Source organism: Rathayibacter sp. VKM Ac-2759 (genome assembly GCF_009834225.1).
Lineage (GTDB): Bacteria > Actinomycetota > Actinomycetes > Actinomycetales > Microbacteriaceae > Rathayibacter.
Genome location: NZ_CP047176.1, coordinates 3826246 through 3839801 on the forward strand (window position 1 = coordinate 3826246; position 13556 = coordinate 3839801).

Consider the following 13556-nt stretch of genomic DNA (forward strand, 5'->3'; position numbering starts at 1 on the left):
CGCGCGGTTGACTTCCTGTCGAGTGATAGAAACCCCCCCGCCCGGCACACGAGAAGGCGCAGCGCATGACGGCATCGACCACCTCGACCACGGCGGGCGCGCGCGAGCACGCCCGCGCTCAGGAGGGGACCGCCGCCGAGTCCGGCCCCCTCGTCCCCGCGAGCCTCCACCCCGACCCGCCGGTCGCCGCCGAGCGCCTGCGCTGGTCGGAGCGGATCGCCGGCGGCGGCTACGGCCACCGCGTCCTCGCCCGCGGCACGCACCTCCGGCTGACCGACGTCACCGGCGACGCCTGCGTCTCGCTCCTGCTCTACAACGCCCTCGAGCCGCACGAGCGGCTCAACGTCGCCGACACCGTCAAGGTGCAGTGGCAGGTCTACGCCGGAGCCGGCCAGCTGCTGCTCAGCGATCAGGGCCGCGTCCTCGCGAGCATCGTCGCCGACGACTCCGGGCGGCACGACACGATCTACGGCACCACCGCGCTCGCTCGCAACGTCGAGCGCTACGGCGACGGCTCCGCGCAGGGCCCCTCGCCCGCAGGCCGCGAGCTGCTCCTGCTCGGCGGCGCGAAGCACGGACTCGGCCGGCGCGACCTGCCGCCGAGCGTGTCGTACTTCCAGGGCGTGCGGATCCGCCCGGACGGCAGCCCGGAGTGGCTCGGCAGCGCCGGCCCCGGCCGCTCGGTGACGCTGCGCCTCGAGATGCCCGCGATCGTCCTGCTGGCGAACACCGCGCATCCGCTCGACCCCCGCGACGCCTTCACCACGGGCCCGGTCGACGTGCTCGCCTGGGCGGGAGACCCCGCGCCCGCCGAGGAGCGCACCGCGACCCCCGAGGGCCGCCGCGCGTACCTCAACACCGACGACTACCTGCAGGCGAGAGGCCTCTGATGACCAGCACCGAGATCTTCCGCGAGACCGTCGCCGCCCGCGCCCCCTGGTCGCGGCTCCTCAAGACGGGAGAGACCCTCAGCATCGTCGACGTCGACGGCAACCAGGCCGTCGACTTCCTCGCCTACGACGCGGAGGACCACACCGCCTACTCGGCGGCCGCCACGCTCCAGGGGCAGCCGACCGTGTACCTCGTCACCGGCTCGGTGCTGCGCGACGCCGAGCACCGTCCGCTGCTGACGGTCGTCGCGACCGACGTCGAGCGCCACGACACCCTCGGCGGCGCCTGCTCGAAGGAGAGCAACACCCTCCGCTACGGCTTCCACACCTATGCCCAGCACGCCTGCGCCGAGAACTTCGTCGCCGAGCTCTCGCGGCACGGCATGGGCAAGCGCGACCAGGTCTCGAACGTCAACTGGTTCATGAACGTGCCCGTCGACCCCGACGGCGCGCTCGGCATCGTCGACGGCATCTCCTCCCCCGGGCTCAGCGTCACCCTGCGCGCCGAGCGCGACACCCTCGTCGTCGTCTCGAACTGCCCGCAGATCAACAACCCGTGCAACGGCTTCGACCCGAGCCGCGCCGAGATGATCGTCCGCACCGGCGGCGACGCCGCATGAGCTTCGACACCCTCCTCGTCGCCAACCGCGGCGAGATCGCCGTCCGCATCCTGCGCACCGCGAAGACCATGGGCCTGCGCACCGTCGCGGTCTACTCCGACGCCGACCTCGGCGCCGCCCACGTCGCGCTCGCCGACGAGGCCGTCAGGATCGGCCCCGCGCCCGCCGCCGAGAGCTACCTCCGCATCGACGCGATCCTCGAGGCGGCCCGGGCGACCGGCGCCGGGGCGATCCACCCGGGCTACGGGTTCCTCAGCGAGAACGCCGGGTTCGCGCGCGCCTGCGAGGCGGAGGGCATCGTCTTCGTCGGCCCGACCCCCGAGCAGCTCGAGGTCTTCGGCGCCAAGCACACCGCGCGCGACGCCGCCGAGCGCGCGGGCGTCCCCCTGCTCGCCGGCACCGGCCTGCTCGACGACGCCGACCACGCCGCCCGCGAGGCCGCCCGCATCGGCTACCCCGTGATGCTCAAGGCGACGGCCGGAGGCGGCGGCATCGGCATGCGCGCCTGCCGCGACGAGCCCGAGCTGCGCGCCGCCTGGCGCGAGGTGCGCCGTCTCGCCGAGGCCGGCTTCTCGTCGGCCGGCGTGTTCCTCGAGCGGCTCGTCGAGCGCGCCCGCCACGTCGAGGTGCAGGTCTTCGGCGACGGCGCGGGCCGGGTCGTGTCGCTCGGCGACCGCGACTGCTCGCTGCAGCGCCGCAACCAGAAGGTGATCGAGGAGAGCCCGGCGCCCGATCTGCCGGACGCGGTCAGGGACACGATCGCGGAGGCGTCGCGCCGGCTCTGCGCCGAGGCCGGCTACCGCAGCGCCGGCACGGTCGAGTACATCTACGACCCCGTGCGGCAGGAGGCGGCGTTCCTCGAGGTGAACACGCGCCTGCAGGTCGAGCACCCGGTGACGGAGTCGCGCTACGGCATCGATCTCGTCGAGTGGATGCTGCGCCTGGCCCAGGGCGAGGCGGCGTTCCTCAACGCGGTCCCGGAGCCGCGCGGCGCCGCGGTCGAGGCCCGCGTCTACGCCGAGAACCCGGACCTCGGCAACGCGCCGAGCTCGGGCACGATCACCGCGGTCGAGTTCCCCGAAAGCGCCCGGATCGACGGCTGGATCCGCCCCGGCACCGAGGTGTCGACCGCCTACGACCCGCTGCTCGCGAAGGTGATCGTGACCGGCGAGGACCGCGCGAGCGCCTGGGCCGCCCTCGGCAGTGCGCTCGCCGCCTCCCGTGTCGACGGCATCGCGACCAACGTGGGGCTCCTCCGCGCCATCGCCGCCGAGCCGTCGGTGCTCGCGGCCGAGCACTCGACCGCCACGCTCGAGCACGTCCGCGACGCGACTCCGCGGGTCGAGGTGCTCAAGGGCGGCATGCTCACCACCGTGCAGGACCTCCCCGGCCGCCTCGGCTACTGGCCTGTCGGCATCCCGCCGTCGGGACCGATGGATCCGCTCTCGTTCGGCCTCGGCAACACCGCGCTCGGCAATCCTGCGAACGCGCCCGGACTCGAGATCACGATGAGCGGGCCGACGCTCCGCTTCCACTCCGCCACCCGCGTCGTGCTCACCGGCGCCCCCGCGCCCGCCACCCTCGACGGCGCGCCGATCGCGCAATGGGAGCCGGTGGACGTGCCCGCGGGCGGCGTCCTCGCGATCGGCACGGCCGAGCGCGGCATGCGGATGTACCTCCTGGTCGAGGGCGGGCTCGACCTGCCGCTGATCCTCGGCTCGGCGAGCACCTTCGATCTCGGCGCGATCGGCGGCCACGCGGGTCGCGCGCTCGCACCGGGCGACGTGCTCGGTCTGCGGACTCCCGCCACGCCGCAGGACGCCGGGCCCGTCCCCCTCGATCAGCGCCCCGAGTTCCCGACCGCCTGGACCCTCGGCGCTCTCGAGGGCCCGCACGCCGCTCCGGAGTTCTTCACGCCCGACGACATGGACGTGTTCTACGCCACCTCCTGGGACGTGCACTTCAACTCGGCCCGCACCGGCGTGCGCCTCGTCGGCCCGAAGCCGCGCTGGGCGCGCCCCGACGGCGGCGAGGCGGGGCTGCACCCCTCCAACATCCACGACACCCCCTACGCCGTCGGCGCCGTCGACTACACCGGCGACCTGCCGATCCTGCTGGGCCCCGACGGTCCGAGCCTCGGAGGCTTCACCTGCCCCGCGAGCGTCGCGACCGGCCACCTGTGGCGGCTGGGGCAGCTCCGCCCGGGCGACACCGTGCGCTTCGTGCCGATCACCGCGGCCCAGGCGACGGGGCTGCTCGACGCCCCGCTCGACGTGCCCGCTCCGGGCCGCGCGCCGGTCGACGACGAGGGCGTCCTGCATCGCCACGGTTCCCTGGTGCTGCGGCGCAGCGGAGACGCGAACCTGCTCGTCGAGATCGGCGAGATGAGCCTCGACATCGCGTCGCGGATGCGCGTGCACGCGATCGCCGAGGCGCTCGAGCAGGCGGCGCTGCCCGGCGTGATCGAGCTGACCCCGGGCATCCGCTCGCTGCAGGTGCACTTCGACCCGCGCACCACATCGACCTCCGTGGTCGCTGAGGCCGTCCTCGCGGCGGAGGCGCTGCTCCCCGCGACGGCCGATCTGCGCGTCCCGAGCCGCACCGTCCACCTCCCGCTCGCGTGGGACGACCCCTCGACCCGCGAGGCGATCCGCCGCTACATGGCGGGGGTGCGCGACGACGCGCCCTGGTGCCCGTGGAACATCGAGTTCATCCGCCGCATCAACGGCCTCGACAGCGTGGACGACGTCTACCGCACCGTCTTCGAGGCCGAGTACCTGGTGCTCGGACTGGGCGACGTGTACCTCGGAGCGCCGGTCGCGACTCCGCTCGACCCCCGGCACCGCCTGGTGACCACCAAGTACAACCCGGCCCGCACCTGGACCCCGCAGAACGCCGTCGGCATCGGCGGCGCCTACCTCTGCATCTACGGGATGGAGGGGCCGGGCGGATACCAGTTCGTCGGCCGCACCGTGCCGATCTGGTCGACGCACCACCAGTCGGGAGCGTTCGAGGCGGGCGTGCCGTGGCTGCTGCGGTTCTTCGACCGCATCCGCTGGTACCCGGTGGAGCCCGACGAGCTGCTCTCGCTGCGCGCCGAGATGGCCGCCGGGCGGCTGCCGCTGCGCATCGAGGAGGGCACCTTCGGCCTCGCCGAGTACGAGGAGTTCCTGGCCGAGAACGCGTCGGAGATCGCCGGCTTCCGTGCCGTGCAGGCCGAGGCGTTCGGCGCCGAGCGCGACGCCTGGGTGGCCTCGGGCGAGTTCGACCGCGAGGAGGTGGTGCCGGCGCCGCCCGCGTCGACCGCCGTCGAGATCCCCGCGGGCTGCGAGGGCGTCGAGGCGCCGTTCGTGGCGACGGTGTTCCGGCTCGACGTGTCCCCGGGCGACGTGGTGGTCGCCGGCCAGACCCTGGTCGCCCTCGAGGCGATGAAGATGGAGGCGCCCGTCGCCGCTCCGACAGCCGGCCGCGTGGTCTCGGTGGTCGCGACGGTCGGCGAGCAGGTGGCCGCGGGCACGGTGCTCGTGGTGCTCGAGACACTGACAGCAGAAGAGGAAGCGGCATGATCCAGGACCCCGCGGCGCACGTCGCCGAACGCTACGAGCGGCTCGCGTCGCGCCCGGAGGCGTTCATCGCCCTCCGCCCGCAGGCCGACGTGGTCGCCGAGCTGAGCGGAGTCGATCCCTCGCTCCCCCTCGCCGGCCTGCTCTTCGCCGTGAAGGGCAACATCGACGTCGCCGGGCTCGACACCACCGCGGCGTGCCCGGCCTTCGCGTACTCGCCGGCCCGGGACGCGACCGTCGTCGAGCGCCTCCGCGCGGCCGGCGCCGTCGTCCTCGGCTCGACCAACCTCGACCAGTTCGCGACCGGCCTCGTCGGCACCCGCTCGCCCTACGGCGCGGTGCGGCACGCGGTCGACGAGACCCGCATCTCCGGAGGCTCGTCCTCGGGCTCCGCCGTGGCCGTCGCGCTGGGCGGGGCCGACTTCGCGCTCGGCACCGACACCGCGGGCTCCGGCCGGGTGCCGGCCGCGTTCCACGGACTCGTCGGCCTCAAGCCGACGAAGGGCTGGGTCAGCGCCGCGGGCGTCGTGCCGGCCTGCCGCAGCCTCGACGTCGTGACGGTGATGGCTCGGGAGCCGGACATCGCCCGCCGCGCGCTCGACGTGATGGCCGGGCCCGACGCGCGCGATCCGCTCAGTCGCACGGGGGCCGCCCCCGCGTTCGCCGCCCCCGCCCGCATCGGTGTCCCGAAGCCGGGGCAGCTCGGCGAGCTCGCTCCCGGCTGGCAGGAGGCGTTCGACGCCGAGGTCGCGCGCTGGGGCGCCGCCGTGGTCGAGATCGACATCGAGGTGTTCCTCGAGACCGCGCGGATGCTCTACGACGGCGCGTTCGTGGCCGAGCGCTACGCGGCGGTCGGCGAGTTCGTCGACGCGCACCCCGACGAGGTCGACCCGACCGTCGGCGGGATCATCTCCCGCTCGGGGGCCCTGCCCGCGTGGAAGCTGTTCCAGGACCAGGAGCGGCTCGACCGCGCGCGGGTCGCCTCCGACTCGGTGTTCTCGCGGATCGACGCCCTGCTGCTGCCGACGACGACCCAGCACCCGACCCTCGCGGCCGTCGCCGCGGATCCGGTCGGCGTGAACTCGGCGCTCGGCCGCTTCACCAACTTCGCGAACCTGCTCGACCTGGCCGCGATCGCCTACCCCGCGGGAGTCGTCGAGGGCCTGCCGTTCGGCGTGCAGCTCGTCGGCCCCGCCTTCTCGGACCACCACCTCGCCGATCTGATCTGGAGCACCCCGTGAGCACCGTCCTCCTCGCCGTCGCCGGCGCCCACCTGAGCGGCCAGCCGCTGAACCGACAGCTGACCGACCGCGACGCCGAACTGGTGACCACGACCACGACGAGCGCCGACTACCGGCTCTACGCGCTGCAGACCGTGCCGCCGAAGCCCGGAGTCGTGCGCGTCGCGTCGGGCGGCGCCGCGCTCGAGGTCGAGGTGTGGCGTCTGACCGAGGCCGCGTTCGGCTCGTTCGTCGCCGCGCTGCCGCATCCGATGGCGATCGGCTCGGTGTCGCTGGCCGACGGCTCGCTGGTGAGCGGCTTCCTCGTGGAGCCTCTGGCGCTGGAGACGGCCGACGACATCACCTCGTTCGGCGGCTGGCGCGCGTACCTCGCGTCGCTGCCCTCCTGACCGATCCGTCACAGATGCACCGTGCTGCCGACCTGCACGGTGCATCTGTGACGGATCGATCGGCGCCCGGGGCTGTGGAGAACGGGATCGGGCTGTGGAGAGCGGTTCCGGGCATGCGGATTCCGGCACGGTGTCGGCATGACGCGACGACGACCGCTCCCGGAGGAGCTCCGAGCCCGGGCCTTCACGGTCGCCGATGCGCGGAGCGGGGGTGTGACTCGCAGCCGCCTCGGACGGAGCGACGTGAGTGCGCCCTTCCACGGCGTGCGGGCCGACGGCGTCATCGATCTCCGGCGCCGGGCGGAGGCGCTCCTCGCCGCAGTCGGACCCGGCGCCGTGCTCAGCCATCTCACGGCGGCGAGGCTCTGGCCGCTGGACCTCCCGCGGCCGCTCCCGTCCGAGCAGCTGCACGTCAGCGTGCGCGCGCCCGCCCGCGCTGCTCGGCGCCCCGGAGTCGCGGGGCACGCGGTCTCGGACCCGCGGGTCCGGCGCATCCTGCGGCGCGGTCTGCCGATGACGGACGGCGCGTCGCTGTTCTGCCATCTGGGCACCCAGCTCGACCTCGACGACCTCGTCGCCGTGGGTGATGCGCTCGTGCTCACGCCGAACCGCGGGGATCCGACGGATCCGCGCCCCTGGGTGCGGCTGGCCGATCTGCGCGACCGGGTGGGGTGCTTCCGCGGGCGGGTGCTGCGCGACTCCAGGAGGCGATCGCGCTGGTCCGCGACGGCGCCGAGTCGCGGCAGGAGACCCGCTTCCGGCTGGCGTCGGTGCGCGCGGGACTGCCGGAGCCGCTGCTCCAGGTGCCGCTGTTCACGCCGGCCGGAGTCTTCGTCGGGCGCCCGGACGGCTGGTACCCGCGTGAGCGGGTCTCGTGGGAGTACGAGGGCGACGGCCACCGGTCGAGCAACCGCCAGTTCGCCCGCGACGTCGGTCGCTACGACGACTTCCTGGCGATCGGCGTGCATCCGGTCCGCATCGTCGCCGCCGAGTTCCTCCCGCACCCCGAGCGCTCCGTCGAGCGCCTCCGCCGCGCCCTCGCCGACCGATCCGTCACGAACGGCCCGTGACCCTCGACCCTGACGAGCCGTCCGCGCAGGATCGACCGCCGGGAGAGGGCAGGACGCCGTTCGAAGGCGGAGCGCACCGTCGAATCGCGTGCCAAGCGATTCGACGGAGCGGACGCAGGACGCTCTACGAGACCCCGCCGTCTCGACGAGCCGACTGCGCGGAGGGGCGGCGGGGACGCCCCTCCGGGTCGGCACCGCGGCGCAGACGGGCCTCGCGGGCGGCGACGTGCACGCCGAGGCCCGTGATCCCGGCGGCGAAGGCGGTGATCAGGCCGAAGAACGCGAGCTCGTAGCCCGCACCGTAGGCGAACGCGGCGACGGGCAGCCCGATCGCGGACAGGACCACGAGGACGGTGCCGGCGATCTCTCCTGGGCTGCGCTGCATGCCCCCAGACTGCGGCGGGCGGCACGGCTCCGCAACACCGCGGAGGTGAACACGGCGGACCATCCGCCTCGTCCGCGAGGGTGAGATTCCGTCACTTCCTGGCGGAACAGCGCGATCCTGGCGGCATGACACGCACACGAACCGCCCTCCTGCTCGCCCTGATCACCCTCGCCCTCACCGGCTGCTCCGCGGTCGACGACTCCGCCTCCGACACCCCGATCGCCCCGCTCGCGGTCGGCGACTGCCTGCAGGACGACGGCGACACCTCCGTCCCCGTCGACTGCGGCGACCCGCACAACCGCATCGTCTTCGCCTCGACCACCTCGCACGCCACCACCGAGGACGAGCTCCTGGCCGACCTCGGCACGCTCTGCGACGCGCTCGCCGACCCCGCTCGCCTCGACTCCGTGAGCGCCACCGGCGAGGCGGGGGTCCCGGACGGCGACTCGACGATCACCTGCCTCTACGCGACCGAGTGACGTCCGGCGGGCGCACCGCCACGAGGCGCGGCGCCCGCCTCAGCCCTCGCCCGCCGCAGCGTACGACGCATCGCGCCGCAGCCTCCGCGAGCGCACGTAGTCGGTCAGCACGTGCTCCGGAGGCGCCTCGCCTCCCGCGAGCAGCGCGCGGGCCGTCGCCAGCCTCGCCCGCCTGATCTCGCCGAACACCGTCGTCCCGTGCCGCGCGAAGACCCTCTGCAGCGTGCGCTTGGGCACCCGCAGCAGCACGCTGAGCGCGTGCACCGACAGCCCGGGATCGGCCGACCTCGCGGCGATGAGCGCGCGGGCGGTGTCGAACACGTCCTCCCCCTCGTCCCGCGGCAACGACGTCAGGACGAGGGCTCCCGCGAGCTGCTCGAGGGTGGCGCAGAACAGCGGGAAGGCCGGTGTCTCGGGGTCGGGACGCGCGCCGAAGACCGCGTTGGTCGTCGAGACCAGGATCCGCCGGGTCGCGGCATCGGCGGTGGCACCGAGCGCACCGTCGCGCTCGGGGGCCGCGATCAGGGGCCGAGCGAGTTCGATCTCGATGCGAGCGGTCCGCGCCTGGGTCACCAGCGTGTACGCGGTCTCGCGGCGGAGGAACGCGACCTCGCCCCTGCCGACCCGCACCTCGGCCGCAGCCGGGTCGTCGGACAGCACCGTCACCGCGCCGTCGAGGGGGATCAGCATGCGGATGCCCGTGCCTGCACACGGACGCCGGGTGAAGCGGCCGGGCGTGTGCCAGATCCGCAGAGCCTCGAGCCCGTCGTGACGCAGCACGTCGGCCACGATCCGCAGCGGAGCGGACGGGCGGCACCGGACGCCGACCTCTCCGAGCCAGGCCGCGGCCGCGAGATCCCTGTGCTCCACCCTGCGAACGAACGACGGCCTCTCGCTGACGACTCCCATGACGACTCCCTGCTGTCCGTGTTGCGTCATTCGGGTGACACAACACGCCCAGGGTGAGGGCGGGTGGGAGGCCCGCTGTCGCGATTCACCCCTCCGTCCGGCGATTTCACCCACCACCGGGACGGAGGTGACCGGCCGGGTCGCGCACGACCGCTCCGCCCCGCCGCCGGGTCCGCAGCCGATCGGCCACCGCCGCCAGCACTTCGTGCCAGCACGGAGACGCGTCGCCAGACGCGTGTTACCTGGCAGGTGCGCACCCGAGCGCTGAACCGGAGGCTCGCCCATGCCCTCTCCGAATCCGCCCGTCTCCTCCGTGCGGGGTCTCTCCCTGCAGGGTCCGCCCGTCGTCGACTGGTTCGCCGGGCGGAGCGCGTCGATCACCTCGCCGTCACGGCTCCAGCTCTTCGCCGACGAGATCGCCGCCGACGGATTCCGCCTCGGCCGCGTCTGGACCTCCGCCGCCCGGATCGACGTCGACGCGCATCCGCTGCTGACCAGACTGCTCTTCCAGGTCGACGGCGACACCGGTCTGCTCCTGGGCGGGCGGCCTGGCACCTTCTCCGCCGGCGATGTCGCGGTGATCCCGCCCGGCACGCCCTTCACCCTGCGCTCGGAGGAGGGGACCGCGCGCTACGAGATCGAGGTCCGGCTCTCGGGGGTCCCCGACCCGGTGCTGGCGGCGATCGGCGAGGGACTCGTCCTGCGGACCCCCGATTCCGTGCTGCGCACCGTGTTCCTGTCGACCGCGACCGAGGCGCTGAACTCCGACGTGCAGGTCACCGACCCCGGCTTCGCCAGCTTCCGCATCGCGATGGCGCACCTGGCGATCGGCTTCCTCATCGGCGAGCTCGACGGCGAGCCCCGCTCGCGCCTGTCCGATCTGCGCCGCCGGGCGGATGAGATCATCGCCGACCGGGCGGCCGACCCCGACTTCGGCGTCGCCGCCCTCGCCCTCGAGCTCGGCGTCTCGAGGGACTACCTCTTCCGGATCTACCGCGCGACGGGCACGACGCCCGGCAACGAGCTGCGCGCCGTCCGCGTGGCTCTGGCCGCCAGCCACCCCGGTGCGCAGGCCGAGGTCGCGCGGCTGGCGGGCTTCCGGAACGTGAAGGCGCTGCGGCGGGCCGCGGAGGCGGTCGCCCTCGCCTCGGCCAGATAGTTGCGGCCGCCGACCCACATGGTCGACAGATCGGCGGCTGCGCTTTGCTCGGATCCGAGCGGACCTCAGCATCGGTTACGGCACACCTGCCCCCGACCGAAAGAGATCACGATGACCGATCGATCACCCGACTCCTCGACCTCGAGCAGCTTCCGCACGACCCCCGGCGAGGTCCAGCGCCGCACCCTGGTGCAGGGCGCCGCCTGGACGATCCCCGTCGTCGCCGTCGCCACCGGCGCCCCGTTCGCGGCGGCCTCGGGGACCCCGACGCTCGCGTTCGTCAACGGACCGTACGCTGCGACCGCCTGCCAGCCGCTGGGGTCCGTCATCCTCGAGGCGACCACCGATGGCACGACACCCGCAGTCAACGAGACAGTGATGGTCACGCCTCCGGCAGGGTTCACGTGGTCGGATGACGGGACGAGCGCTCCTCGCCCGTTCCAGACCGACGCCACTGGGCAGGTCACGGTGACCGGGCTGACGGCAGGTCCGTCGAACGGCTCCTACGCCCTCAGCGCATCGACCTCGTCAGCATCCGACAGCGCCTCCGTCGTCGTCACAGGAGCGACGAGCAAGATCTACCAGGCTGCGCTCGGCGGCGGAACCGCCCTCCCCGCCACCCTCCCCGCCGGAGTCACCGTCAAGGACATCCAGTCCGCTTACGACCCCACCACCGGCTTCGTCTTCGTCGCCGTCCTCGGAAGCGACGGAAAGGTGTACCGCACCAACTCCAGCGTCGGCTACTCCAGCTACAACGTCGTCTCACCCGCCGGCACCACCGCCTTCACCATCAGCTCCGACCAAGGCACGTTCACCACCGACGGCACCACCGTCTACCAGGCTGGACTCGGTGGCGGAACCGCGCTCCCCGCCACGCTCCCCGCCGGAGTCACCGCAACCGACATCCAGTCGGCAGTAGACCCCTCCACCGGCTTCGTCTTCGTCGCCGTCCTCGGAAGCGACGGAAAGGTCTACCGCACCAACTCCAGCGTCGGCTACTCCAGCTACAACGTCGTCTCACCCGCCGGCACCACCGCCTTCACCATCAGCTCCGACCAAGGCACGTTCACCACCGACGGCACCACCGTCTACCAGGCTGGACTCGGTGGCGGAACCGCGCTCCCCGCCACGCTCCCCGCCGGAGTCACCGCAACCGACATCCAGTCGGCAGTAGACCCCTCCACCGGCTTCGTCTTCGTCGCCGTCCTCGGAAGCGACGGAAAGGTCTACCGCACCAACTCCAGCACCGGCTACTCCAGCTACAACGTCGTCTCACCCGCCGGCACCACCGCCTTCACCGTCAGCTCCGACCAAGGCACGTTCACCACCGACGGCACCACCGTCTACCAGGCCGGGCTCGGAGGCGGAACCGCCCTCCCCGCCACCCTCCCCGCCGGAGTCACCGTCAAGGACATCCAGTCCGCGTACGACCCCACCACCGGCTTCGTCTTCGTCGCCGTCCTCGGAAGCGACGGAAAGGTCTACCGCACCAACTCCAGCACCGGATACTCCCAGTTCAACGTCGTCTCACCCGCCGGCACCACCGCCTTCACCATCAGCTCCGACGCCGGTACCTTCGCCGCAGTCGAAGCCTGCTAGACCCCGGCTGGTCCGAGGGCCAGAGGAGAACGCCTGCCCTCGGACCAGCTCATCTCGCCCTACCGCTTCGACCCGATCCCCTTCTCCACCGCGGATCCGGTGATCAGCAAGGCTCACCGCAGAAGTCACTGCAAGACATCACAGACGCTCACGTCTGCGAGGCTTCAGCGATGAGCGCCGATCGCACTCCCGAGCCTCGCGACCCGTCGCCGCCCCAGTTCGCCGATCCGCGGCGGATCGGGGCGGTCGTCGGGCTGGCGGGCGCGGGGGTCTTCGTCTTCTCGTACACGCCCGGGTTCGTCGATCCGCTCTCGATCGGAGTCCGGCTCGTCACGGTCGCGGCGATCGGCACGGCGCTGTGGCTGCTGTTCGCGCGTCCTCGGTTCCTGGGGCGGTTCACGCCTCCGCCGCGGTCGCGGATCGTGGTCTACGTCTGCTGCGTCGTCGCCGAGTTCGCAGTCATCGCGATCGGGAGCAGGCTGCTCGAGTCGGCGGGGCGGATCGAGCTCCGGCCCGCCCTCATCGCGGCGGTCGTCGGGCTGCACTTCCTCCCCTTCGCGTGGGCGTTCGCGGAGCGCATGTTCGTCCTGCTCGGGACGGCCCTCGTCGTCCTCGGCGGCGCGGGCCTGCTGCTCGCGGACGGCAGCGCGGCCCGTGGAGCCGCCGTCGCCTCGGGAGTCGTGATGGCGCTGATCCTGGTCGCCTACGCCGCGGGCGCGTTCGCGCCGAGCGCTCGTCGCCGCGCGAGCCGAGGAATCGATCCGTCACGAGCGGTCGCCGACCGCGGATCGAGGCGACCGTTCGTGACGGATCGGATGTGCGGCGGCCGGGAGTCCGCTATCCGGTGGGACCGTGCCCCGCAAGCCCGAGCGGCGCCGGTGGAGCGTGAACACAATGGAGGGATGAAGCAGCTGACCTACGCCTCCAAGAGCTTCGTCACCACCGACGCCGTGACCGAGGCGCTCCTCGACCTGGTGACGGCGATCGACCGGCAGGAGCACTCGGAGGCGGTGACCGTCCCCGCGTTCACGGAGGACGGGCGGCTGGTCGAGACGATGATGACCCTCGACGCGAGCAGCGAGATCGTCGCGATCCCCGTCGACGTGGACGTCGCGGACGAGGACGCCTCGAAGGCGGCCCTCGACGCGGCGATCGACGACATCCGCTCGCGCATCAAGAGCAACCGGCCGACGATCGCGCGCCCGGTCATCGACGAGGACCCGGAGCCGTACAACTACGAAGAGTTCTGAGC

12 protein-coding genes are annotated in these 13556 nt (G+C 73.1%); 10 read left to right on the top strand and 2 right to left on the bottom strand.

Annotated features, from left to right (window positions below):
- Positions 1-65: 65 nt before the first annotated feature.
- The 6 genes from GSU68_RS17825 (at position 66) to GSU68_RS17845 (ending at position 7773) form a co-directional block, all read left to right on the top strand.
- Positions 66-890 (top strand): urea amidolyase associated protein UAAP1, encoded by an 825-nt coding sequence (locus GSU68_RS17825; protein ID WP_159909972.1) that lies wholly within the window; start codon positions 66-68, stop codon positions 888-890.
- Complete coding sequence (locus GSU68_RS17830; RefSeq protein ID WP_159909973.1) at positions 890-1510, top strand: urea amidolyase associated protein UAAP2; 621 nt, start codon at positions 890-892, stop codon at positions 1508-1510. Before GSU68_RS17825 ends, GSU68_RS17830 begins: the two co-directional genes overlap by 1 nt.
- Entirely contained in the window at positions 1507-5076 is a 3570-nt protein-coding gene (uca, locus tag GSU68_RS17835) for an urea carboxylase (RefSeq protein WP_159909974.1), read from the top strand. The genes GSU68_RS17830 and uca overlap by 4 nt, the downstream gene beginning before the upstream one ends.
- Positions 5073-6314 carry an allophanate hydrolase gene (gene atzF / locus GSU68_RS17840; protein WP_208544613.1) on the top strand — a complete coding sequence of 414 codons (1242 nt, stop codon included), beginning with the start codon at positions 5073-5075 and terminating at the stop codon, positions 6312-6314. Before uca ends, atzF begins: the two co-directional genes overlap by 4 nt.
- Positions 6311-6703 carry a hypothetical protein gene (locus tag GSU68_RS19755; RefSeq protein ID WP_208544614.1) on the top strand — a complete coding sequence of 131 codons (393 nt, stop codon included), beginning with the start codon at positions 6311-6313 and terminating at the stop codon, positions 6701-6703. Before atzF ends, GSU68_RS19755 begins: the two co-directional genes overlap by 4 nt.
- Before the next feature lie 671 nt (positions 6704-7374).
- A complete protein-coding gene (locus GSU68_RS17845; RefSeq protein WP_159909975.1) occupies positions 7375-7773 on the top strand; it encodes a hypothetical protein in 399 nt (132 codons plus the stop codon).
- Positions 7774-7897: 124 nt separating this feature from the next.
- Here the strand turns inward: GSU68_RS17845 and GSU68_RS17850 are convergent, their stop codons facing one another.
- Complete coding sequence (locus GSU68_RS17850; protein WP_159909976.1) at positions 7898-8158, bottom strand: hypothetical protein; 261 nt, start codon at positions 8156-8158, stop codon at positions 7898-7900.
- A 125-nt stretch (positions 8159-8283) separates the two neighbouring features.
- Here GSU68_RS17850 and GSU68_RS17855 point away from each other — a divergent pair, with 125 nt between their 5' ends.
- Positions 8284-8637, top strand: coding sequence for a hypothetical protein (locus GSU68_RS17855; protein WP_159909977.1), 354 nt, complete (start codon positions 8284-8286; stop codon positions 8635-8637).
- 39 nt (positions 8638-8676) lie between these two features.
- Here GSU68_RS17855 and GSU68_RS17860 read toward each other — a convergent pair whose 3' ends face one another.
- Positions 8677-9576 (bottom strand): hypothetical protein, encoded by a 900-nt coding sequence (locus GSU68_RS17860; protein ID WP_159909978.1) that lies wholly within the window; start codon positions 9574-9576, stop codon positions 8677-8679.
- A 253-nt stretch (positions 9577-9829) separates the two neighbouring features.
- On the opposite strand from GSU68_RS17860, the gene GSU68_RS17865 reads away from it, so the two are divergent.
- The 3 genes from GSU68_RS17865 to GSU68_RS17875 all read left to right on the top strand — a co-directional run bounded on the left by GSU68_RS17865 (position 9830) and on the right by GSU68_RS17875 (position 13554).
- Positions 9830-10705: a hypothetical protein gene (locus GSU68_RS17865; protein ID WP_159909979.1), complete on the top strand. Its 876-nt coding sequence runs from the start codon at positions 9830-9832 to the stop codon at positions 10703-10705.
- 111 nt (positions 10706-10816) lie between these two features.
- On the top strand, positions 10817-12304 hold the full coding sequence (locus GSU68_RS17870; protein ID WP_159909980.1) for a hypothetical protein: 1488 nt from the start codon (positions 10817-10819) through the stop codon (positions 12302-12304).
- Between the two features lie 170 nt (positions 12305-12474).
- On the top strand, positions 12475-13554 hold the full coding sequence (locus GSU68_RS17875) for a hypothetical protein (protein WP_159909981.1): 1080 nt from the start codon (positions 12475-12477) through the stop codon (positions 13552-13554).
- The last annotated feature ends 2 nt before the right edge of the window (positions 13555-13556 follow it).